Below are 22,965 nucleotides of genomic sequence, written 5' to 3' on the forward strand. Positions count from 1 at the left end.
ATGGCCGACCTGTCCTACCTGGAGTGGCCCTTCTTCGAGCCGCGCCACCGCGAGCTGGCCCTGGCGCTCGACGCCTGGGCGGGCGCGCACGTCCAGGCCGGCGGGCATGGGCCGGACGTGGATGACGACTGCCGCGCGCTGGTGCGCGCGCTGGGGCGTGGCGGCTGGCTGCGCCATGCCGTCGCGGGCGCGGCCCACGGCGGCGCGGGCGAAGTCATCGATACCCGGGCCGTCTGCCTGATCCGCGAGACGCTGGCCCGGCATTCGGGCCTGGCGGATTTCGCCTTCGCCATGCAGGGCCTGGGATCGGGCGCGATCTCGCTGCACGGCACGCCCGAGCAGCGCGCGCGCTACCTCGCGCCGGTGGCCGCGGGCGAGGCGATCGCCGCCTTCGCCCTGTCCGAGCCGGACGCGGGCTCGGACGTGGCGGCGATGGCCTGCGCCGCGCGTGCCGAGGGCGACCACTACGTCCTCGACGGCGAGAAGACCTGGATCTCCAACGGCGGCATCGCCGATTTCTACGTCGTCTTCGCCCGCACGGGCGAGGCGCCGGGCGCGCGCGGCATCACCGCCTTCATCGTCGATGCGGATGCGCCGGGCTTCGAGATCGCCGAGCGCATCGACGTGATCGCGCCGCACCCCCTGGCGCGGCTGCGCTTCGACGCCTGCCGCATCCCCGCGTCCCGGCGCCTGGGTGCGGCGGGCGAGGGCTTCAAGGTGGCGATGCGCACGCTGGACGTGTTCCGCACCTCGGTGGCGGCGGCGGCGCTGGGGTTCGCCCGCCGCGCGCTGGACGAGGCGCTCGCGCGGGCCACGTCGCGGCAGATGTTCGGCGGCGTGCTGGCCGACTTCCAGCTGACGCAGTCGAAGCTGGCGCAGATGGCCACGGCGATCGACAGCGCCGCCCTGCTGACCTACCGGGCGGCGTGGCAGCGCGACCGGGGCGGGCGGGTGACGCGCGAGGCGGCGATGGCGAAGATGACGGCGACGGAGAACGCCCAGCAGGTGATCGACGCCGCGGTGCAGATGTTCGGCGGCCAGGGCGTGGTCAGCGGGCAGCCGGTGGAACGGCTGTACCGCGAGATCCGCGCGCTGCGCATCTACGAGGGCGCCACCGAGGTGCAGCAGCTCATCATCGCGCGCGAACTGCTGCGCCCCGCGGATGCCCGCGCATGAACGCCGCGCCCGCCGCTTCCTCCCGCGCCGCGTGCTTCGCGCGCGACTACCCGATCCGCTTCTCGCACTGCGATCCGGCCGGCATCGTGTTCTTCCCGCAGTACCTGGTGCTGTTCAACCAGCTGGTCGAGGACTGGTTCAACGAAGGCCTGGGCATTTCCTACGCGCATCTGCTGGGGCCGCGCCGCATCGGCCTGCCCATCGTCCGCCTGGAATGCGATTTCCGCGCCATCGGCCGGATGGGCGAGACGCTGCGCTTTGCCCTGGCCGTCGAGCGGGTCGGAGGCAAGTCGCTGACGCTGGCGCTGGAAGCCAGCGGAGACGGGGTGCTGCGGGTCGCCTCGCGCCAGGTCCTGGTGTTCACGGACCTGGAGACCCATCGCGCCATCGCCTTGCCCGAGGACGTCCGCGCCGCCCTGGCGGCGGGCGCCCCGGCGGCGTAGCGCGGCTTTCGTTTCGTTGGGCTTTCGTTTCGTTGTTTCGTTGCTGACAAGGAGTTTTCCCATGCAGATCCTGCTCCCCCCCGGCTGGCCGCGGCCCAAGGGATATTCCAATGGGGTGGCCGTGCGCGGCCGCATGGTGTTCGTGGCGGGCATGATCGGCTGGGATGCGCACGGCCGCTTCCACACGGACGACATGGCCGGCCAGGTGCGCCAGGCGCTGCAGAACATCGTCGAGGTGCTGCAGGAAGGCGGCGCCCGGCCCGAACACATCGTGCGCATGACCTGGTACGTGACCGACAAGAAAGAATACGTCGCGGCCTACCCGGAGATCGGCAGGGCGTTCCGCGAGCTCATCGGCAGCTTCAACGCCGCGATGACCGCCATCGAGGTGGCCGCGCTGATCGAGGACCGCGCCAAGGTCGAGATCGAAGTCACGGCCGTGGTGCCGGATTGAGGGCAGCCATGTCCGAGCCGGTTTCGTGGCGGCGCATCGGCGCCGTGCTGCGGGTGGTCGTGGATCATCCGCCCGTCAATGCCCTCGCCGCCGCGGTGCGCCAGGGGCTGGAGGCAGCCATCGACGAGGCCGAGCGGGATGCGCAGGTCGCCGCCGTCCTGATCATGGGCGCCGGCCGCCATTTCATCGCCGGCGCCGACATCCGCGAGTTCGGCCAGGCGCCGCGGGAACCCTCCCTGAGCCGGGTCTGCACCCGCATCGAGGCCTGCGGCAAGCCGGTGGTGGCCGCGCTGCACGGCTCCGCCCTCGGCGGCGGGCTGGAGGTCGCGCTGGCGGCGCATTACCGGGCGGCGGCGCCCGACGCGAAACTGGGCCTGCCGGAGGTGCGCCTCGGACTGCTGCCCGGCGCCGGCGGCACGCAGCGCCTGCCGCGGCTGGTGGGCGCCCGCGACGCGCTGGAGCTGATGCTGGGCGGCCAGCCGCTGACGGCCGCCCAGGCCCATGCCGCGAAGCTGGTGGACCGCCTGCTGCCCGGCGCGGACCTGGAGGCCGAAGCGCTGGCCTTCGTCCGGGAACTGCTCGACCGGGGCGCGGCGCCGCGGCGCAGCCGCGATGCCGCCGGCCTGGAGGATCGCGCGGCCGCCCGCGCGGCCATCGACGCGGCGCGGGCCGCGCAGGCGCGCAAGGCGCCCCACCTGCTGTCGCCGCATCGCATCGTCGATGCCGTCGAGGCCGCCCTGGAGCGGCCGTTCGACGAGGGGCTGGCGCTGGAGCGCCGCCTGTTCCTGGAGTGCATGGCAAGCCCGCAGCGCGCCGGGCTGATCCATGCCTTCTTCGCCGAGCGCGAGACGGCCAAGGTGCCCGAGGCGGCCGCCGCCGCGCCGCGCGCCGTCCAGGCGATCGGGGTGGTGGGGGGCGGCACCATGGGCGCGGGCATCGCCGTGGCGGCCCTGCGGGCCGGCTGCCGGGTGGACATGGTCGAGCGCGACGCCGCCGGGGCCGCCCGGGGCCGGGCCCACGTCGAGGCGATCCTGGACGGCCTGGTCGCCGGCGGGCGCCTGACGGCCGCGGAGCGCGACGCCGCGCTGGCGCGGTTCGGCAGCGCGCACGATTACGCCTCGCTGCGGGACGCCGATCTGGTGATCGAGGCCGCGTTCGAGGACATGGCGGTCAAGCAGGCCGTCTTCGCGGAACTGGACCGCGTCTGCCGGCCGGGCGCCATCCTGGCGACCAATACGTCCTACCTGGACGTGGACCTCATCGCCGCCGCCACCTCGCGGCCGGCGGACGTCATCGGCCTGCACTTCTTCTCGCCCGCCCACGTGATGAAGCTGCTGGAGATCGTCGTGCCCGCGAAGGCCGCCGCCGACGTGGTGGCGAGCGCCTTCGCCCTGGCGAAGCGGCTGGGCAAGATCCCGGTGCGGGCCGGGATCTGCGACGGCTTCATCGGCAACCGCATGCTCGCCGCCTACCGCCATGCGGCCAACGTCATGATGGAGGACGGGGCCTCGCCCTATGCCATCGACGCGGCCGTGTGCGACCTGGGCTTTCCCATGGGGCCGTTCCAGGTCTACGACCTGGCGGGCGGCGACATCAACTGGGCCATGCGCAAGCGCCAGGCGGCGACGCGGGACCCCCGCGCGCGCTACGTCCAGGTCGCCGACCGCCTGTGCGAGCGCGGCTGGTTCGGCCGCAAGACGGGCCGCGGCTGGTATCGCTATGCGCCGGGCGGGCGCGCCGGCACCGAGGATCCCGAGGTGCTGGCCATCGTCGAGGCCGAACGCGCCCGCGCCGGCGTGGTCCCGCGCGCCTTCGGCGCGCAGGAGATCGTGCGCCGCATCCTCGCGGCCATGGCGAACGAGGGCGCCCGCATCGTGGACGAAGGGATCGCCCTGCGTCCGCTGGACGTCGACGTCGCGCTGCTGCACGGCTACGGCTTCCCGCGCCACCTGGGCGGGCCGATGCATCATGCCGATGCCGTGGGGCTGGCGGCGATCCTGGCCGACATCCGCGCGTACGCCGCCGACGACCCCTTGTTCTGGCGGCCGTCGCCCCTGCTCCTGCGGCTGGTCGAGCAGGGACGCGGTTTCGCCGGTTTGAACCGGCTCGAATGACCGCGATCGCTGCGATGTTAAGGGTATTCCCAGATGCGCATGGACGGTAGAGTGCCGTAGGATGGCGACTCTTCATGGAGACGGTCAGGATTCGTTCGATGATCCGGATCGGCCGGCCGGCTGGTTCACTCGGGGGAGGATATGCGGAATCTGAAGATTGGCACCAAATTGCTGCTGGGTTTCAGCCTGGCCATGTTCCTGGTCGTTCTGATCGCGGGCATCGGGGTCTGGCGCATCGTCAGCACCGAAAACACCAATGCCGAACTGCAATACCGGCAGGGCGTCCACACCCTGAGCCTGCAGTGGCTGGGCCTGACCCGGGTGAACCGCGAGCGCGACCGCGCCGTCGGGGTCATGACCGACCGGGACCAGATCGCAACCCTGAAGGGCCTGATCGGCGAGACCAGCGAGCGGATCAACCAGGTCGAGCGGCAGGTCAGGGACCTGATCCACGATCCCGCGGACGAGACCCTGTACCAGAACATCGTGGCGGCCCGGCAGGCTTTCCTGAAGGCCCGCGACACGGCCCGCGAGGCGCAGGACAAGGGCGACATCATCCGGGCCAATGCGCTGTACGCGACCGACGTCCCCCAGCTGCTGGACCGCTACGTGGAACAGATTTCCGTCTTTGCCGACCGCCAGGCCGATCAGGTCCAGCAAGTCAGCCTGGCTTCGGTGCGGGATGGCCAGGCGAGCCTGCCGATCCTGCTCCTGGCGACCCTGGTGGTCATGATCCTGATGCCGGCGTTCGCCTGGCTGATCACGCGCAGCCTGACCCGCCAGCTGGGGGGCGAGCCCAGCCATGCCGCCCTGGTGGCCGAGCGGATTTCCAAGGGGCATCTGGATGTCGACATCCAGGTCCGGGGGCAGGATAAAAGCAGCCTGCTGTATGCCATGAAGCGCATGCGGGCCAATCTGGCGCGGCTGGTGGGCGACATGCAGCTGGGATCCAGATCCATCGCCGGGGCGGTCGGGCAGATCACCGAGGGCAGCCTGGAACTGTCCTCGCGCACCGAGACGCAGGCCAGCTCGCTGGCCGAGACCGCCGCCACCATGGAAGAGCTCACCGCCACGGTGCGCCAGAATGCCGACAACGCCCAGCAGGCCAACACCCTGGCCAGCACCGCGGCCCGGACGGCCACCGAAGGCGGCGCCATCGTCGCCGAACTGGTCTCCACCATGGGCGAGATCAACACCAAGTCGCAACAGGTGGCCGACATCATCGGCGTGATCGACTCCATCGCCTTCCAGACCAACATCCTGGCGCTCAATGCCGCGGTCGAGGCCGCCCGCGCCGGCGAACAGGGCCGCGGCTTCGCCGTGGTCGCCGCCGAGGTGCGCGCGCTCGCCCAGCGCTCGGCCGGCGCCGCCAAGGAAATCAAGGGCCTGATCGACGCCTCGGTGGAATCCGCCGCCAAGGGCAACGAGCAGGCCGGGCGGGCCGGCAGCACCATGCAGGGCATCGTCGAGGGCATCAACCGCGTCACCGACATCATGGGCGAGATCAGCGCCGCCAGCCGCGAACAGGCGACCGGCATCGAGGAGATCCAGTCCGCCATCAATCAGATGGACAGCGTCACCCAGCAGAACGCCAGCCTGGTCGAGCAGTCGGCCGCGGCGGCGGCCAGCCTGCAGGCGCAGGCCGATGCCCTGTCGCAGCTGGCGTCGGCGTTCCACCTGTCGGGGCCCGTGGATGCGGAAATGGTCGAGGGCAACGACGCCTTGTCGTATTCGCGCACGCTGCTGCAGGCCCCCAAGACCGGCGGCGCGGCCTTCTATCCCTGGACCCAGGAACTGGAAGTCGGCATCGGGGTGATCGACAAGGACCACCAGAAGCTGGTCTCCCTGATCAATTCCCTGCACGAATCCATGTCGCAGGGCCACAGCAAGGAAATGGCCGGCAAGATCCTGGACGAGCTGATCTTCTATACGCAGGACCACTTCCATCGCGAAGAGCAGATGATGCGGGACGCCGGGTACACGGGCTACGAGCAGCACAAGAAAATCCACGATACCCTGGTCAAGAAAGTCGTGGAATTCCGCGAAAGCTATCGCGCGGGGCATTCCATGGTGTCGGTCGAACTGTCCAATTTCCTGCGCAACTGGCTCAGCACCCACATCATGAAGACCGACAAGGACTATGCGCCGGTGATGAAGGCCTCGCTCAGGTAAACGCCAGGCCGCCGCGGCGCGGCGGCCCGCCGGGACATGGAGGACGGCCGCCCGGCGAGTTACACTGCATGCCAACCCGTCCCTGCCGACCGAGCCGCCATGCCCATCCATGAAATCCGCCACCCCCTGATCCGCCACAAGCTGGGCCTGATGCGGCGGGCGGACCTCAGCACCAAGAATTTCCGCGAAATGGCCCAGGAAATCGGCGCCCTGCTGACCTACGAAGCCACCCAGGACCTGCCGCTGGAGCCCGCGCGCATCGCCGGCTGGGCGGGCGAGGTCGACGTCGAGAAACTGGCCGGCAAGAAGGTCACCGTGGTGCCCATCCTGCGCGCCGGCATCGGCATGCTGGACGGCGTGCTCACGCTGATCCCGGGCGCCAAGGTCAGCGCGGTGGGCATCGCGCGCAACGAGCAGACCCTGCAGGCCCAGCCCTACCTGGAAAAGCTCGTCGGCCAGCTCGACCAGCGCCTGGCGCTGATCGTCGATCCCATGCTGGCCACGGGCGGCTCCATGGTGGCCACCATCGACATGCTCAAGCAGGCCGGCGCCCGCACCGTGCGGGCCCTGGTGCTGGTGGCCGCGCCCGAGGGCATCGCCGCCGTCGAGCGCGCCCATCCGGACGTGCACATCTACACCGCGTCCATCGACGACCACCTGAACGAGCACGGCTACATCATTCCCGGCCTGGGCGACGCCGGGGACCGCATCTTCGGCACGCGCCAGAAGACGGATTGATTTCCCTGACCGGCCGCCGGACTCGATATTGATCCGTATCAGCCGGATCATGTTTTGATACATCGGGTTTTCCCGGGTAGGGTAGGATGAGGGTTCATCATTCCCTTTCACAGGAGTCGTTCATGGCCACTCGCAAGCAAATCGCCACGCAATCCGCAGGGGACGCGTTGATCGAAGACCTGAAGTCCAGCCTGGACCAGGCCGAAAACCTCCTGCGCGAAGCCGCCGAGGCCACCGGGGAAAAAGCCGCCGACCTGCGCGCCCGCGCATTGAAGGCGCTGGACCAGGGCCGCGAAGCCCTGTCCGAAACCCAGGCCAGCCTGGTGGAACAAGGCCGCAAGGTCGTGCATGACACCGACGAATACGTCCAGTCCAATCCCTGGAAGGCCGTCGGGATCGCCGGGGTGGCCGGCCTGCTGCTGGGCGCGCTGCTGTCGCGCCGCTGATCCCCATGGGACCGCTCGGCCGCGCGTTCTCCGACCTGGCCGCCCAGGCGGCGGCCCTGGCCGGAACGCGCCTCGAACTCTTCGGGCTGGAGGCCCGCGACATCGGCGACCGCCTGCTGTGCCGCCTGGCGGTGCTGCTGGCGGCGGCGGTCTTCCTGCTGCTGGCCCTGCTGGTGGCCACGCTGGCCCTGGCGCTGGTTTTCTGGCCGACCGAATACCGCTTCCTGGCCCTGGGCCTGCTGGCGCTGCTCTACGCGGTCCTGGGCGTGGGCCTGGCCGCCTGGCTGATCCATCGCCTGAAGCACGATGCCGACCCCTTCGCCGTGACGGCGGAGGTGCTGCGCGAGGATGCCCGGGCGCTGGCCGGCATCCCGGGCCACCCGGATCGCGGCGACGGGTCCGCGGGCGGCCCGCCCGCCCGGCCCGCGCGGGAAGACCCGATTCCAGGAGAAGTGCCATGAGCGCGCCGGGCCGTTTCGCGCGTTCGGGCGCGGCGCAGAGGGGATCCCCATGAGCGTGCCGTCGAACGACCTCACCCCGCGCTCCGACGCGGCGGACCGCCGCCTGCGCATCGAGCTGCTGCGCATGCGCGCCGGCTACGAACGCCTGGCCGTGCGCCGCAGCGCCTGCCGGCTGGCCGGCGAATTGCGGCCCGAATCCCTGGTGGCCCAGGCGCGCGACCGCCTGGGAGCCGCCGGGCTGGGCTGGCTGGGCGGCGGGCTCCAGATCCTGCGCCGCTATCCCGTGCTGCTGTCGGTGCTGACCTCGGTGGTGTCCAACCGCCAGCGCCGCGGCATCGCCCTGAAAACCGCCCTGATCGCCGGCCTGGTCTGGCTGGGCAAGCGCCGGCACCGCGACGCAGACGCCTGAACTTTTGCCGCCGGGACGAGCCCGGTCGTAGGCCAGTTCCCGCGGACTGGCCTATGCCTGGCGAGTCCGAGCGGGATGCAGGCCGCGAGATGGGGGAGGTGCCGCAATCCGGGACGGGCCGGGCCACACTACAACCCCAGTTTCCCCCACATCGCGTCCACGCGCGCCTTGACCTCGGGTGTCATCCGGATCGGGCGGCCCCATTCGCGCTGGGTCTCGCCCGGCCACTTGTTGGTCGCGTCCAGCCCCATCTTGCCGCCCAGTCCCGAGACGGGCGAGGCGAAGTCCAGGTAGTCGATCGGGGTGTTGTCCACCAGCAGGGTGTCGCGCACCGGGTCCATGCGCGTGGTCATGGCCCAGATGACCTCGGGCCACTGGCGGGGATCGATGTCCTCGTCCACCACCACGATGAACTTGGTGTACATGAACTGGCGCAGCACGCTCCACAGGCCGAACAGGATGCGCTTGGCGTGGCCAGGGTACTGCTTGCGGATCGACACCACGGCCAGGCGGTAGCTGCAGCCTTCGGGCGGCAGGTGGAAATCGACGATTTCCGGGAACTGGCGCTTGAGCAGGGGCACGAAGACCTCGTTCAGGGCCACGCCCAGGACGGCGGGCTCGTCGGGCGGCTTGCCGGTGTAGGTGCTGTGGTAGAGGGGGTTGCGCCGGTGGGTGATGCGCTCCACCGTGAAGACGGGGAACCAGTCCTGCTCGTTGTAGTAGCCGGTGTGGTCGCCGTAGGGGCCTTCCAGCGCCATCTCGTAGCCGGTGTCCGGCGGCGGGGCGACGCCCTCGGGCACGTCGGGGCGCCGCGCGCGCGCGTCGGAGGCCGGCAGGATGTGGCCTTCGAGGATGATTTCGGCGTGGGCCGGCACCGACAGGCCGCTGCCCAGCGCGGGCGCGAGTTCGGTGCGCGAGCCGCGCAGCAGGCCGGCGAACTGGTATTCCGACAGGCTGTCGGGAATGGGGGTGACGGCGGCCAGGGTGGTGGCGGGATCGGCGCCCAGCGCCACCGCGATGGGGAAGGGCTCGCCGGGATGGGCCAGGCCGTGGTCGCGGAAGTCCAGCGCGCCGCCGCGATGCGACAGCCAGCGCATGATGAGCTTGTTGCGGCCGATCAGCTGCTGGCGGTAGATGCCGAGGTTCTGGCGGCGCGCGCGCGGGCCGCGCGTGATGACCAGGCCCCAGGTCAGCAGCGGGGCGGCGTCGTCGGGCCAGCAGCTCTGCAGGGGCAGGGTGTTCAGGTCCACGTCGCCGGCCTCGATGACGACTTCCTGGCAGGGCGGACTGCGCATCTGCCGGGGATTCATGTCCCACAGGGCCGATTTCAGCATGGAGACTTTCGACAGGGCGTCGCGCATGCCCTGGGGCGGCGCGGGCTCGCGCAGCGAGGCCAGCAGTTCGCCGGTCTCGCGCAGGGCGGAGACGTCCTCGGCGCCCATGCCCCAGGCGACGCGCCGCGGCGTGCCGAACAGGTTGGCCAGCACCGGCGTGCCGCAGGGCTGGCCGGCGTGCAATGGATGCTCGAACAGCAGGGCGGGGCCGCCGGCCCGCAGGACCCGGTCGCTGATTTCGGTCATTTCCAGGGCGGTGGAAACGGGGTGCGCGATGCGCTTGAGCTGGCCCTGGCGTTCCAGTTGGGCGATGAAGTCCCGGAGGTCGCGGTATTTCACGGCAGTATCGTCGATCGGTTACAGTGGCGTCGTGCCCAAGATTACCATTCCCCCTGCCCGGGCGGTGTGCGGAGGTGCCCATGCGGTCCGTTCCTGAACGGCTGCGGCGCGGCGTGCTGGCCGTGCTGCGGCCCGTCGGCGAGTTCGTCCACGTCAGCGCCATCTACCTGGGGCTGGCCGTGCTCACCACGCTGGGCCTGAGCCTGGTGCTGCCGTCCATGCGCCAGCAGTCGCAGCAGCTGCACGAAGTCGTCCTGGCGATGTTCCAGGCCGACGGGCCCGGCTATGGCGCCGACGACGAGGGCGAGGTGGCGGACTGGTCGCTGCCCCCGGCGGCGCAGGCGCCGGACGAGGGCGCCGCGCCGCCCGCCGGCCCGGCCGAAGGCGCCGGCGAAGCGGCGGACGCGGGCCAGGGCGGGCAGGCCGGCCCGTCGGGACAGCCGGGGCAGGCCGGTCAGCCGGGTCAATCGGGGCAGGCGGGACAGGCGGGCCAATCCGCGCAGGCCGGCCAGGCGGGAGAGGCCGCCCAGGCGGGCGGGTCCGAGGCCGGCCGCCTGACCTTCGCCAGCGCCCTGGCCGCCAGCCTGCGCGACCAGCCCATCCAGGGCGTGACCCAGGCCCAGGCGCACGCCTTGCGCAGCTACGTGGCGCGCAAGTACCGCATCGCCAGCAGCGTGGCGGGCGCGCTGATCCGGACGGCCTTCGACGTCGGCCGCGAACAGAAGCTGGACCCGCAGCTGCTGCTGGCCGTGATCGCCATCGAGTCGCGCTACAACCCCTTCGTCGAGAGCGCCGTGGGCGCCCAGGGCCTGATGCAGATCATGAGCAGCGTGCACCGGGCCAAGCTGCGGCCCAGCGGCGGGCCGGCGGCGGCCTTCGATCCGGTGGTCAACATCCGCATCGGGGCGCAGATCCTGGCCGACTGCATCCGCCGGCGCGGCGGCCTGGAGGGCGGGCTGGCCTGTTATGTCGGCGCGACCGGCCCCGGCGACGGCGGCTACGGCACCCGGGTGCTGGCCGAACGCCGCCGCATCGCCCTGGCTTCGGGCATTCCGCCCAAGGATTGAGGGCGGCGCCGCGGCCGCCCGACCCGGGTCGGCCGCCGGGGCGCCCCGGCCCTCCCGGCCGGATCAGCGATTGCCCAGGAACGCGGCCATCCGGTCGACGGCCTCGCGCAGGCGGTCCAGGCCGGTGGCGTAGGAAAAGCGCACGGTGCGGTCCGCGTGGGCCTGGCCGAAGTCCAGGCCCGGCACCGCGGCGACGCCCGCTTCGTGCAGCAGGCGGCGGCAGAATTCGGCGCTGTCCATCCCCAGCCCGTGGACGTCGGAGAAGATGTAGAAGGCGCCGTCCGGCGGGGCGGGCACGCGCAGGCCCAGGCGCTCGAAGGCGGGCAGCAGGAAGTCGCGGCGTTCCTTGAACGACAGGCGCCGGTGCTCGTAGACCTGCATGACTTCGGGCTCGAAGCAGCTCAGCGCGGCGTGCTGCGCCAGCGCCGGGGCGCAGATCGCCAGGCTGGCGGCCAGGCGTTCGAGGGCGGGCATCATGGCCGCCGGCGCGATCAGCCAGCCCAGGCGCCAGCCCGTCATGTGGAAGTATTTCGAGAAGCTGTTGATGACCACCAGGTCGTCGTCCAGCGTCAGGCCGCTGCGCGGCGGCGCGTCGTAGTACAGGCCCAGGTAGATCTCGTCCAGGATGACGAAGCCGCCGCGCGCGCGCACCGCGGCGACCAGGGCGCGCAGGGCCTCGCGCGGCATGGAGGTGCCGGTGGGGTTGCTGGGCGAGGCGATCAGCACGCCGCGCGTGGCCGGTCCCCAGTGGGCGTCGATGTCCTCGGGTCGCAGCTGGTAGCGGTGCCCCGCCGTGGTCGGCACCAGGCGCGTGACGCCGCCGGCCGCGGTGATGAAGTTGCGGTTGGCGGGGTAGGACGGGTCGGGCATCAGGACCTCGTCGCCCGGATCGACCAGGGCCATGGCCGCCAGCAGCAGGGCGCCCGAGGCGCCCGAGGTGATCAGGACGCGGGCGGGGTCCACGGCGGCGCCGAAATGCGTGCCGTAGTAGTGGGCGATGGCCTCGCGCAGCGCCGGGATGCCGGCGGGCGCGGTGTAGCCGCTCAGGCCGGCGTCGGCCGCCCGGTTCAGGGTTTCCAGCACGCGCGCGGGGGCGGTGAAGTCGGGCTCGCCGATCCCCAGGCTGATGATGTCGCGCCCCTGGGCCGCGAGGGCCTGGGCCTGTTTCAGGACTTCCACGGCGTAGAATGGCGCCGTGCGTTCGGTTCTGTCGGCCAGTCGGACCATCGCGCAACCCTGCAATGCTGTTCGGAATGAAAGCCCGATTGTAGTCTCAGTCCGTCCGTGGTCCGCCCGTATCCATCCCTGGTTCCTGGAGTCCCGCCATGCAGTCCCCTTCGCGCCGCGCATTCCTGACCGGCCGCCGTCCGGAACGCTCCCCCTGGGAAACCTTCCTGGCGCGCCTGCGCCGCGCCGCGCAGGGCACGGTCTACGATTTCTCCACGGAGGCGGGCAGCGCCCGGCTGGTGCCGGTGCACATGCAGGACGTCTACCAGGCCCGCTCGCTGTGCGTGGAGCATGGCGTCACGCTGGCCCTGGACGGCATCCCGTCGGCGGCGCGGCTGGACGGCGGCCCCGTGCTCTGGGTCGAGCCGGGGAGCGCGATGGCGCGCTGCGAACGCCTGGGGCCGGACGATCCGCGCTGGTTCGTGCAGCCCGGCTGCCTGATCGGCGACCTGGAGCAGGCCGGGCTGCCGCAGTTCCGCGACCAGCCGCCGCACCTGACGGTGGCGGCCTGGCTGGCCGACCGGCGCAGCTGCGACTGGGACTGCGGCGACACGGCCGCCAGCGGCCTGGCGCATGCGATGGTGCTGCTGAGCGACGGCACCCAGGCCAATCTGGGCGCCTTCGGCGTGGACAACCGCAAGCCGCTGGACAATCTGCGCGTCCAGGGCATGATTCCGCGGCTGTTCGAGCTCGTCTCGGCGCCGGCCGCCGAGGCCCTGCGCGACGGCGCCCTGTGGAACGGCCGCTACCGGCTCGACGCCCTGCGGCCGGCGGCCGGCGGCACCGTCAACCTCGCCCACCTGCTGCTGGGCCATGGGGGCGAGCTGGGCTGGGTCGAATGGATGGTGTTCGACGGACGCGCCGGCCGCCTGGCCGAGCGTGCCTACGACCTGCGCTACGGGCGCCGCCCCGGCCCCGGCGAGGCCGCCGCGGAGACGGACCGGGCCGTGCGCGCCCTGTTCGACCCCGACGGCGTCTTTCCGGAACGGGGCCAGCAGTTCTAGCAGTTCCGATTTCCCCCTGGCGTTCCCTCGGTGCCCGTGCGGCTTGCGCCGATGGGCCCGGGCGTCCGCCGCATGATCCGCATGCGTCCCGCGCCATACCGCGGGCTGGCGCAAGCGGCTAGAATGGCCGGCAGCACCCCTCTTTCTATTCCATAACGTATCAAGGCTGCCTCACCATGGACGAATCCTTGCGCGCCGCGGCGCTCGAATATCACGAGCACGGCCGTCCCGGGAAAATCTCGGTCACTCCCACCAAACAGCTCTCCAATCAGCGGGATCTCGCCCTGGCCTATTCCCCGGGCGTCGCCGCCGCCTGCGAGGAGATCGTCGCCGACAGCCACAACGCCTTCCGCTACACGGGGCGCGGCAATCTGGTCGGCGTCATCACCAACGGCACGGCCGTCCTCGGCCTGGGCAACATCGGCCCCCTGGCGTCCAAGCCCGTGATGGAAGGCAAGGCCGTGCTGTTCAAGAAATTCTCCGGCCTGGACGTCTTCGACATCGAGATCAACGAACAGGACCCGGACAAGCTGGTCGACATCATCGCCGGCCTGGAGCCCACCTTCGGTGGCATCAACCTCGAAGACATCAAGGCGCCGGAATGCTTCTACGTCGAACAGAAGCTGCGCGAGCGCATGAAGATCCCGGTCTTCCACGACGACCAGCACGGCACCGCCATCTGCGTGACCGCGGCCTTCATCAACGGCCTGGAGGTCGTGGGCAAGGACGTCTCCAAGGTCAAGGTGGTGGTGTCCGGCGCGGGCGCAGCGGCCCTGGGCTGCCTGGACCTGATGATGGACATGGGCCTGCCCCTGGAGCACATCTGGGTGTCCGACATCGAGGGCGTGGTCTACGAGGGCCGCACGGTCCTGATGGACGAAAAGAAATCCCGCTTCGCGCAGAAGACCGACGCGCGCCTGCTTGACGACATCATCGGCGGCGCCGACGTGTTCCTGGGCCTGTCGGCCGGCGGCGTGCTCAAGCCCCACATGGTGCAGAAGATGGCCGAGCGCCCGCTGGTGCTGGCGCTGGCCAACCCCAATCCCGAAATCCTGCCGGCCGACGCGCTGGCGGTGCGGCCCGACGCCGTGATCGCCACCGGCCGCTCGGACTTCCCCAACCAGGTCAACAACGTGCTGTGCTTCCCGTACATCTTCCGCGGGGCGCTGGACGTGGGGGCCACCACCATCACGCGCGGCATGGAAAAGGCCGCCGTCATGGCGATCTGCAAGCTGGCCCGGGAAGAGCAGAACGACATCGTGGCGGCCGCCTACGGCCTGTACGACGTGTCCTTCGGCCCCAGCTACTTCATCCCCAAGCCCTTCGACCCGCGCCTGATCGTGCGCATCTCCCCGGCCGTGGCCAAGGCCGCCATGGACGACGGCGTGGCCACCCGGCCGCTGGCCGACCTGGAAGGCTACGCCGGCCAGCTGGAGCAGTTCGTCTACCACTCCGGCGCCTTCATGAAGCCGCTGTTCTCGGCGGCGCGCGCCATGATCCGCGAGGGCGGCAAGTCGCGCATCGTGTTCGCCGAGGGCGAGGACGAGCGCGTGCTGCGCGCCGTGCAGATCGTCGTGGACGAACGCCTGGCCAAGCCCATCCTCATCGGCCGGCCCGCCGTGCTGGCCGACCGCATCGAGAAATACGGCCTGCGCATCCGCCTCGGGGTGGACGTCGAGGTCACCAACCCCGAGCACGACGAACGCTTCCACCAGTACTGGACCACGTACTGGGAGCTGATGTGCCGCCGCGGCATCACCAAGGAAATGGCGCGCGTCGAGATGCGCCGCCGCCTGACCCTGATCGGCGCCATGATGGTGCGCCTGGGCGACGCCGACGGCATGATCTGCGGCACCGTGGGGTCCTACGGCAACCACCTGCGCTTCGTCGACGAGGTCCTGGGGCTGCAGCCCGGCGCCCGCACCTACGCGGCCATGAACATCCTGCTCCTGGAAGAACGCACCCTGGCGCTGGCGGACACGCACGTCAACGACAACCCCGACGCCGCCCAGATCGCCGAGATCACCCTGATGGCGGCCGAGGAAATGCGCCGCCTCAACATCGAGCCCAAGGTCGCGCTGCTGTCGCGTTCCAACTTCGGCACCGGCAGCTCGTCCTCCGGCGAGAAGATGCGCCAGGCCCTGGAACTGGTGCGCGAGCGCGATCCCAGGCTGGAGATCGACGGCGAGATGCACGGCGACTGCGCCCTGGATCCGGCGCTGCGCGAACGCATCCTGCCGTCCACCACGCTGCACGGCGAGGCCAACCTGCTGATCTGCCCCAGCGTGGACGCCGGCAACATCGCCTACAACCTGCTCAAGACGGCGGCGGGCGGCAACGTGGCGGTCGGGCCGTTCCTGCTGGGCGCCAACGCGCCGGTGCACATCCTGACCTCCAGCTCCACCGTGCGCCGGATCGTCAACATGACCGCGCTGACCGTGGTCGATGCCAACAAGCCGCGCCACGCCTAGCGAGGGCCTGGACCAGCGGCCCCCGGACCGTGCGCCGTCCCGCGCGATGGCCGAGGAGGCGGCCGGCGCCCCCGGCCGCGGCGCGGCCGGGCGGCCCAGGGTCGGCCTGGTCCTGACCGGCGGCGGCGCCCGCGCCGCCTACCAGGCCGGCGTGCTCTCGGGCGTGCTGGAGCTGCTGGACCCCGACCGCCGGCCGGGCTTCCGCAATCCCTTCGACATCGTCTGCGGCACCTCGGCGGGGGCGATCAACGCCGCCGCCCTGGCCTGCCGCGCCCACCAGCCGCACCGCGCCGTCGATCACCTGTGCAGCCTGTGGCAGGCGCTGCACACTCGGGACATCTACTACTCGGACGCCGCGCGGCTGATGCGCACCGGCCTGCAATGGCTGGGCATGCTGAGCCTGGGCTGGATCCGGCCGCAGCTGTCCAGCTACGCGCCGCATTCCCTGCTGGACAACGAACCCCTGTCCGGCCTGCTGTGCCGCACGCTCAACTTTTCCCGCCTGCAGACCAACCTGGATCGCGGCCACCTGAGCGCCCTGGCCATCACGGCGACGGCCTACACCACCGGCGAGCACCTCACCTTCTACCAGGCCCGCCAGAGCATCCAGCCCTGGTCGCGCACCCTGCGGCGGGCCGTGGCCTGCCCCATCGGCGTGGACCACCTGATGGCCTCCAGCGCCATCCCCTTCGTCTTCCCCGCCCGCGCCATCCTGACGGGCGGGCGCACGCTCTGGTGCGGGGACGGCTCGATGCGCCAGCTGGCTCCGATCAGTTCGGCCATCCACCTGGGGGCGGGGCGCATCTTCGTCATCGGCACCAACTACCGCGACGAGACCAGCCCCGGGATCCGCGACCTGGACCCGCCGTATCCCAATCTGGCGCAGGTCGCGGGGCACACGCTGTCGAACATTTTCCTCGACGGCGTGTCCATGGACATGGAGCGCATGGAGCGGATCAATGAGCTGCTTGCACGAATCCCCGCAAATCGTTTAAAAAGCGAGTCACTGCGACCCATCCATGCCCTCATGATCGCGCCCAGCCGGTCCCTGGACGAACTGGCGCTGGAGCATCTGGATGAATTGCCGGGCGCCGTGCGCACCCTGTTTCGCGTGCTGGGCGTTTCGCCGCGCAGGATCGAGCCGGGCGGCGGTGCGCTGGCGTCTTACTTGCTGTTTGAATCCGGCTACACTCGCAGCCTGATCGCGCTGGGCAGGGCAGACAGCCTGAGTCAGGCTGAAAAAGTCATCGCTTTTTTCAAGGAGTGGTCCGCATGAGTCCGGCCCAGATAAAGAAAATGCTCACGCAGGGCGTGGTGGATGCCCAGGCGGTGAGCGAACAGGACGCCCTGGCGGCCGCAACCGAGGCCGGTCTGGCGGCCTTCGTCGTCGATTGCGACCGGGCGCGCAACCGTTCCGCCGTGCTGCGGGCGGTGGTCAAGGCCATCGACTACCCCGAATACTTCGGCGGCAATCTGGATGCCCTGTACGACGGCCTGTGCGACACCCTGACGGACCAGAAGGAAGGCCTGTTCCTGTGGTTCCGCCACCTGCATTCCGGCGATCCCGCCCTGGCCGAGGACGCCCGGGCCATCCAGGCCGTGTGCGACGACGTGGTGGAATTCGGCCAGAACAACGAGCGCTGCTTCGCCTACGCCATCCAGCACGCCGGCGCCCACCCCGACCCCGAGCCGGGCGTCGATCCCACGCCGTATTCCGGCCGCGAGGAAGCCTGATTCCTTTCCTGTCTTGAAATGACGCGGCGCTCTTCCGGGCGCCGTTTTGCTTGTTCCGGGGAGCAGCCAGCCGCAGCCCGCGCAGCGGGGGGGCCGCCCTTTTCTACCAGTCCAGCAGGGCGGTGGCCGCCGCCGCCAGCGCGAGGCCGGCCGTCTCGGTGCGCAGCACGCGCGGCCCGAAGCGCACGCCGCGCAGGCCCCGGCGCTGCGCCAGGGCGAGTTCCTCGGGCGACCAGCCGCCCTCGGGGCCGACCATCAGCGTCAGGCCGTCCCGCACATCGGCCAGGGCCGCGCGGAAGTCCAGGCGGCCTTCCGGGTGGCAGAACAGCGCCGGCCCGTCCACCGCCTCCAGGCAGGCGGCCAGCGGCGCGGGCGGGTGGATGCGCATCAGCCGGTTGCGGCCGCATTGCTCGCTGGCGGCCCGGGCGATGGCGCGCCAGTGCTCCAGGCGCTTGTCCAGCCGGGGGCCGGCCAGGCGCAGGACGCTGCGTTCGGCGGCCGCGGGGCGCAGCTCGGCCACGCCCAGCTCGACCGCCTTTTCCACGATCCAGTCCATCTTGTCGCCCGAGGCCAGCCCCTGGATGAGGACCAGCCGCCCGCGCAGTTCGCTTTCGACGGCCTCGTGCGCGCCCAGCTCGGCCAGGGCGCGCCGGCCCTCGGCGCGCAGCGTGGCGGGGTACTGGCCGCCCCGGCCGTCGAACAGGACGATGGGGGCGCCGTCCGCGAGCCGCAGCACGCGCAGCGCGTGATGCGCCAGGGCGTCCGGCAGCTCGACGCGCCGGCCGGCGTCCAGCGGGGTTTCGCAGAAGAAACGGGGGGGCGGCATGGCGGGCGGGGCAATGACCATTGTGCGGGTGCCGTGGACTATAAACCGGATCGGGCGGGGTGGTAAAATCCCTAGCTTTGTGATTCTGTATGCGGTGAGGCCATGGCTTCGGTCGTGCGGCACTTGCCCTCCGAGACCCTATGAGTGCCTTGCCCGCCCCCGATCCGTCCATGGCCGATGCCATTCGCGTCCTGGCCATGGATGCCGTCCAACAAGCCAATTCCGGGCATCCCGGGGCGCCCATGGGCATGGCCGACATCGCGCACGTGCTCTGGACCAGGCACCTGCGCCACAACCCGGCCGATCCGGCCTGGATCGACCGCGACCGCTTCGTGCTGTCCAACGGCCACGGCTCGATGCTGCTCTACGCCCTGCTGCATCTCACCGGCTACGACCTGCCGATCGGCGAACTGCGCCGCTTCCGCCAGCTGCACTCGCGCACCCCCGGGCACCCCGAGGTCGGCATCACGCCGGGCGTCGAGACCACCACCGGCCCGCTCGGCCAGGGCCTGGCCAACGCCGTCGGCATGGCGCTCGCCGAATCGCTGCTGGCGGGCGAATTCAACCGCCCCGGGCACGAGCTGATCGGCCACGACACCTACGCCTTCGTCGGCGACGGCTGCCTGATGGAAGGCATTTCCCACGAGGCCTGCTCGCTGGCCGGCACCCTGGGCCTGTCGCGCCTGATCGTGTTCTACGACGACAACGGCATCTCCATCGACGGCGAGGTCGAGCACTGGTTCGGCGACGACACCCCGGCGCGCTTCGAGGCCTACGGCTGGAACGTCCTGCGCGGGGTCGACGGCCACGACATGAACGCGATCGACGCGGCCATCGTCCAGGCGCGCGCGCACGCCGCCGCCGGCCGGGGGCCCACCCTGATCTGCTGCCGCACCGTGATCGGCCGCGGCGCCCCGACCAAGGCCGGCACGGAAAAAGTCCATGGCGCGCCGCTGGGGGCCGACGAGATCGCCGCCGCGCGCAAGGCCATGGGCTGGAACCACCCGCCCTTCGAGATCCCGCGCGAAATCTACCGCTACTGGGACGGCCGCGCGCGCGGCGCGGACCTGCAATCCGAATGGCAGACGCGCTTCGACCGCTACGCCGAGGCCCATCCCGAACTGGCCGCCGAGCTGTGCCGCCGCATGGCGGGCGAGCTGCCGGCCGATTTCGCCGAACGCGCCCGCGCCTACGTCCTGTCCACCCAGGACAAGGCCGAATCCATCGCCTCGCGCAAGGCCTCGCAGCAGGCCATCGCCGCCTTCGCGGAAATCCTGCCGGAGCTGCTGGGCGGCTCGGCCGACCTGACCGGCTCCAACTTCACCGACTGGAAGGGCGTCGAGGCCGTGCGCCGCGCGGCCGGCGGCCCCCGGTCCGGGCGCCACATCAACTACGGCGTGCGCGAATTCGGCATGGCGGCCATCATGAACGGCATCGCCCTGCACGGCGGCTACCTGCCTTTCGGCGGCACCTTCCTCACCTTCTCCGATTATTCCCGCAACGCCCTGCGCATGGCGGCGCTGATGAAGCAGCGCGTGGTGCACGTCTTCACCCACGACTCCATCGGCCTGGGCGAGGACGGCCCCACCCACCAGTCGATCGAGCACGCGGGCAGCCTGCGCCTGATCCCCAATCTCCACGTCTGGCGGCCCTGCGACACCACCGAAACCGCGGTCGCCTGGCAGTGCGCCCTGGCGCGGCCCGCCAGCCTGGGCATGGCCGTCCACGGCGGCGGCCCCTCGGCGCTGCTGCTGTCGCGCCAGAACCTGCCCTTCGTGGCGCGCGACGCCGCCACCACCGAGGCCATCGCCCGGGGCGGCTACGTGCTGCGCGACATGGTGGGCGCGCGCGCCGTGCTGATCGCCACGGGCTCCGAGATCGAGCTCGCCCTGCAGGCCCAGGACCGCCTGGCCGCGCGCGGCGTGGCGACCCGCGTGGTGTCCATGCCCTGCACCCAGGTCTTCGACGCCCAGGACGCCGCCTGGCGCGATGCGGTGCTGCCGGCGGGCCTGCCGCGCGTGGCCGTCGAGGCCGGCGGCACGGCCACCTGGTACAAATACGTGGGCACGACGGGCGCCGTCGTGGGCATCGACACCTACGGCGAATCCGCGCCGGCGGGCGAGCTGTTCAAACATTTCGGGCTGACGGCCGACCACGTGGCCGCCGTCGTCGAGCAGATTTTGTAAAGGAGCTCCTTCATGACCATCCGCGTCGCCATCAACGGCTACGGCCGCATCGGCCGCAACATCCTGCGTGCCCACTACGAAGACGGCAAGAAGCACGACATCCAGATCGTCGCCATCAACGACCTGGGCGATCCCAAGACCAACGCCCACCTGACCCGCTACGACACGGCCCACGGCCGCTTCCCCGGCACGGTCGAGGTCGATGGCGACTCCATGGTCGTCAACGGCGACCGCATCCGCGTGCTGGCCGACCGCGACCCGGCCAGGCTGCCCTGGGGCGAGCTGGGCGTGGACGTGGTGCTGGAATGCACGGGCCTCTTCACCTCCAAGGAAAAGGCCTCGGCCCACCTGAAGGGCGGCGCGAAAAAGGTCATCATCTCCGCCCCGGGCGGCAAGGACGTCGACGCCACCATCGTCTACGGCGTCAACCACCAGGTCCTGAAGGCCTCCGACACGGTCATCTCTAACGCCTCGTGCACCACCAACTGCCTGGCGCCGCTGGTCCACCCGCTGCACCAGAAGCTGGGCATCGTCAACGGCCTGATGACCACCGTGCACGCCTACACCAACGACCAGGTGCTGACCGACGTCTACCACTCCGACCTGCGCCGCGCGCGCTCGGCCACGCACAGCATGATCCCCACCAAGACCGGCGCCGCCGCCGCCGTGGGCCTGGTGCTGCCCGAACTGAACGGCAAGCTCGACGGCTACGCGATCCGCGTGCCGACGATCAACGTGTCCATCGTCGACCTGTCCTTCGTCGCGGCGCGCGAGACCACGGCCGAGGAAGTCAACAGCATCCTCAAGGCCGCCTCCGAAGGTCCGCTCAAGGGCATCCTGGCCTACACCACCGAGCCCCTGGTGTCGGTCGACTTCAACCACGATCCGGCCTCCAGCACGGTGGACGCCTCGCTCACCAAGGTGTCCGGCTCGCTGGTGAAGGTCTCCTCCTGGTACGACAACGAGTGGGGCTTCTCCAACCGCATGCTCGACACCACCGTGGCCCTGATGGCCGCCAAGTAAGGCATCCGGCATCGTGCGGCGCGGGGCGGGGCAACCCGCCCTCGTCGTATCCGGCGCATCCGGCGGCACACCCGGCGGCGGACGCGCCGGCCGGGCAGCAGGACCGGGCGCTCCGCCCCTGAACCGACTTCCGAGGCAATCCTCCATGACCACCGTACAGACACTCTCCGGGCTGGCGCAGTCCGGCGCCCTGAAGGGCAAGCGCGTCTTCATCCGCTCCGACCTGAACGTGCCCCTGGAACAGGGCCGCATCACCGAGGACACCCGCATCCGGGCCTCGGTGCCGGCCATCCGGATGGCGCTGGAGGCGGGCGCCTCCGTGATGGTGACCTCGCACCTGGGCCGCCCCAAGGAAGGCACGGTCGGTCCGGACGACACCCTGCGGCCCGTCGCCGAGCGCCTGGCCGAGCTGCTGGGCCGGCCGGTGCGGCTGGTCGCCGACTGGGTCGGCGGCGTGGACCTGGCTCCCGGCGAGGTCGTGCTGCTGGAAAACTGCCGCTGCAATCCCGGCGAAAAGAAGAACGATCCCGAACTGGCGCGGCGCATGGCCGCGCTGTGCGACGTCTACGTCAACGACGCCTTCGGCACGGCGCACCGCGCCGAGGCCACCACCGAGGGCATCGCGCGCTACGCGCCCGTGGCCTGCGCCGGCCCGCTGCTGGAAGCCGAGCTGACGGCCCTGGGCCGGGCGCTGCAGTCCCCGCGCCGCCCGATGGTGGCCATCGTCGCCGGCTCGAAGGTCTCCACCAAGCTGTCCATCCTGCAGTCCCTGGCCGAAAAGGTCGATCAGCTGATCGTGGGCGGCGGCATCGCCAACACCTTCATGCTGGCCGCCGGCCTGCCCATCGGCAAGTCGCTCGCCGAGCCCGATCAGGTCGATCAGGCGAAGGCCGTCATGGACGCCATGCGGGCGCGCGGCGTCGAGGTCCCCATTCCCGTGGACGTGGTGGTGGCGCCGGCCTTCGCCGCCGACGCGCCGGCCACCGTGAAGGACGCGGCCGACGTCGGGCCGGACGACCTGATCCTGGACATCGGGCCGCGCACGGCCGCCGCCCTGGCCGGCCAGCTGCGCAAGGCCGGCACCATCGTCTGGAACGGCCCGGTCGGGGTGTTCGAGTTCGAGGCCTTCGCCGGCGGCACCCGGGCCATCGCCCAGGCCATCGCGGAATCCGACGGCTTTTCCATCGCCGGCGGCGGCGACACGCTGGCGGCGATCGCCAAGTTCGGCATTGCCGACCGGGTCGGCTACATCTCGACCGGCGGCGGCGCCTTCCTGGAATTCCTGGAAGGCAAGACGCTGCCCGCCGTCGCCGCGCTGCAGGCGCGGGCGGCCTGATGTCG

20 protein-coding genes are annotated in these 22,965 nt (G+C 71.1%); 17 read left to right on the plus strand and 3 right to left on the minus strand.

The features are described from left to right. The 9 genes from HNR28_RS03655 (at position 1) to HNR28_RS03695 (ending at position 8,413) form a co-directional block, all read left to right on the plus strand. Positions 1 to 1,176: an acyl-CoA dehydrogenase family protein gene (locus tag HNR28_RS03655; RefSeq protein WP_043684233.1), complete on the plus strand. Its 1,176-nt coding sequence runs from the start codon at positions 1 to 3 to the stop codon at positions 1,174 to 1,176. Next, complete coding sequence (locus tag HNR28_RS03660; protein WP_151025565.1) at positions 1,173 to 1,619, plus strand: acyl-CoA thioesterase; 447 nt, start codon at positions 1,173 to 1,175, stop codon at positions 1,617 to 1,619. The genes HNR28_RS03655 and HNR28_RS03660 overlap by 4 nt, the downstream gene beginning before the upstream one ends. Before the next feature lie 61 nt (positions 1,620 to 1,680). Then, positions 1,681 to 2,073, plus strand: a complete 393-nt coding sequence (locus HNR28_RS03665) for a RidA family protein (protein ID WP_151025564.1) — start codon at positions 1,681 to 1,683, stop codon at positions 2,071 to 2,073. 8 nt (positions 2,074 to 2,081) lie between these two features. Further along, on the plus strand, positions 2,082 to 4,187 hold the full coding sequence (locus HNR28_RS03670) for a 3-hydroxyacyl-CoA dehydrogenase NAD-binding domain-containing protein (protein ID WP_043684231.1): 2,106 nt from the start codon (positions 2,082 to 2,084) through the stop codon (positions 4,185 to 4,187). 141 nt (positions 4,188 to 4,328) lie between these two features. Further along, complete coding sequence (locus HNR28_RS18655) at positions 4,329 to 6,359, plus strand: bacteriohemerythrin (RefSeq protein ID WP_052355922.1); 2,031 nt, start codon at positions 4,329 to 4,331, stop codon at positions 6,357 to 6,359. A gap of 99 nt (positions 6,360 to 6,458) precedes the next feature. Further along, positions 6,459 to 7,097, plus strand: a complete 639-nt coding sequence (upp, locus tag HNR28_RS03680) for a uracil phosphoribosyltransferase (protein WP_043684229.1) — start codon at positions 6,459 to 6,461, stop codon at positions 7,095 to 7,097. A 122-nt stretch (positions 7,098 to 7,219) separates the two neighbouring features. Then, positions 7,220 to 7,543 (plus strand): DUF883 family protein, encoded by a 324-nt coding sequence (locus tag HNR28_RS03685; protein WP_043684228.1) that lies wholly within the window; start codon positions 7,220 to 7,222, stop codon positions 7,541 to 7,543. 5 nt (positions 7,544 to 7,548) lie between these two features. Then, the gene (locus HNR28_RS03690; protein WP_151025419.1) at positions 7,549 to 8,004 is read left to right on the plus strand and encodes a phage holin family protein; all 456 of its coding nucleotides are present in this window, start codon (positions 7,549 to 7,551) and stop codon (positions 8,002 to 8,004) included. A gap of 49 nt (positions 8,005 to 8,053) precedes the next feature. Continuing rightward, positions 8,054 to 8,413: a hypothetical protein gene (locus HNR28_RS03695; RefSeq protein ID WP_043684226.1), complete on the plus strand. Its 360-nt coding sequence runs from the start codon at positions 8,054 to 8,056 to the stop codon at positions 8,411 to 8,413. 128 nt (positions 8,414 to 8,541) lie between these two features. On the opposite strand, the gene HNR28_RS03700 is transcribed toward HNR28_RS03695, so the two are convergent. After that, positions 8,542 to 10,086 carry a UbiD family decarboxylase gene (locus HNR28_RS03700; protein ID WP_043684225.1) on the minus strand — a complete coding sequence of 515 codons (1,545 nt, stop codon included), beginning with the start codon at positions 10,084 to 10,086 and terminating at the stop codon, positions 8,542 to 8,544. 80 nt (positions 10,087 to 10,166) lie between these two features. Between HNR28_RS03700 and HNR28_RS03705 the strand changes: the two genes are divergently transcribed. Next, entirely contained in the window at positions 10,167 to 11,153 is a 987-nt protein-coding gene (locus HNR28_RS03705; protein ID WP_242404207.1) for a lytic transglycosylase domain-containing protein, read from the plus strand. Positions 11,154 to 11,216: 63 nt separating this feature from the next. Here the strand turns inward: HNR28_RS03705 and HNR28_RS03710 are convergent, their stop codons facing one another. Next, positions 11,217 to 12,380 carry a pyridoxal phosphate-dependent aminotransferase gene (locus HNR28_RS03710; protein ID WP_043684224.1) on the minus strand — a complete coding sequence of 388 codons (1,164 nt, stop codon included), beginning with the start codon at positions 12,378 to 12,380 and terminating at the stop codon, positions 11,217 to 11,219. Positions 12,381 to 12,478: 98 nt separating this feature from the next. Here HNR28_RS03710 and HNR28_RS03715 point away from each other — a divergent pair, with 98 nt between their 5' ends. From HNR28_RS03715 to HNR28_RS03730, 4 genes are all read left to right on the plus strand, one after another. Beyond that, a complete protein-coding gene (locus HNR28_RS03715; RefSeq protein WP_151025493.1) occupies positions 12,479 to 13,384 on the plus strand; it encodes a hypothetical protein in 906 nt (301 codons plus the stop codon). 176 nt (positions 13,385 to 13,560) lie between these two features. After that, positions 13,561 to 15,855 (plus strand): NADP-dependent malic enzyme, encoded by a 2,295-nt coding sequence (locus HNR28_RS03720; protein WP_043684220.1) that lies wholly within the window; start codon positions 13,561 to 13,563, stop codon positions 15,853 to 15,855. A gap of 46 nt (positions 15,856 to 15,901) precedes the next feature. Further along, complete coding sequence (locus tag HNR28_RS03725) at positions 15,902 to 17,131, plus strand: patatin-like phospholipase family protein (RefSeq protein WP_052355920.1); 1,230 nt, start codon at positions 15,902 to 15,904, stop codon at positions 17,129 to 17,131. After that, the gene (locus tag HNR28_RS03730; protein WP_043684218.1) at positions 17,128 to 17,589 is read left to right on the plus strand and encodes a barstar family protein; all 462 of its coding nucleotides are present in this window, start codon (positions 17,128 to 17,130) and stop codon (positions 17,587 to 17,589) included. The genes HNR28_RS03725 and HNR28_RS03730 overlap by 4 nt, the downstream gene beginning before the upstream one ends. Positions 17,590 to 17,692: 103 nt before the next feature. Here HNR28_RS03730 and HNR28_RS03735 read toward each other — a convergent pair whose 3' ends face one another. After that, on the minus strand, positions 17,693 to 18,415 hold the full coding sequence (locus HNR28_RS03735; RefSeq protein WP_151025286.1) for a 16S rRNA (uracil(1498)-N(3))-methyltransferase: 723 nt from the start codon (positions 18,413 to 18,415) through the stop codon (positions 17,693 to 17,695). A gap of 140 nt (positions 18,416 to 18,555) precedes the next feature. Here HNR28_RS03735 and tkt point away from each other — a divergent pair, with 140 nt between their 5' ends. The 3 genes from tkt (at position 18,556) to HNR28_RS03750 (ending at position 22,960) form a co-directional block, all read left to right on the plus strand. Continuing rightward, positions 18,556 to 20,601 carry a transketolase gene (gene tkt, locus HNR28_RS03740; protein WP_151025285.1) on the plus strand — a complete coding sequence of 682 codons (2,046 nt, stop codon included), beginning with the start codon at positions 18,556 to 18,558 and terminating at the stop codon, positions 20,599 to 20,601. Positions 20,602 to 20,613: 12 nt separating this feature from the next. Then, the gene (gene gap / locus HNR28_RS03745) at positions 20,614 to 21,624 is read left to right on the plus strand and encodes a type I glyceraldehyde-3-phosphate dehydrogenase (RefSeq protein WP_043684214.1); all 1,011 of its coding nucleotides are present in this window, start codon (positions 20,614 to 20,616) and stop codon (positions 21,622 to 21,624) included. Positions 21,625 to 21,769: 145 nt separating this feature from the next. After that, complete coding sequence (locus HNR28_RS03750) at positions 21,770 to 22,960, plus strand: phosphoglycerate kinase (protein ID WP_151025284.1); 1,191 nt, start codon at positions 21,770 to 21,772, stop codon at positions 22,958 to 22,960. Positions 22,961 to 22,965 lie beyond the last annotated feature (5 nt).

Source organism: Castellaniella defragrans (assembly GCF_014203015.1).
Lineage (GTDB): Bacteria > Pseudomonadota > Gammaproteobacteria > Burkholderiales > Burkholderiaceae_B > Castellaniella > Castellaniella defragrans.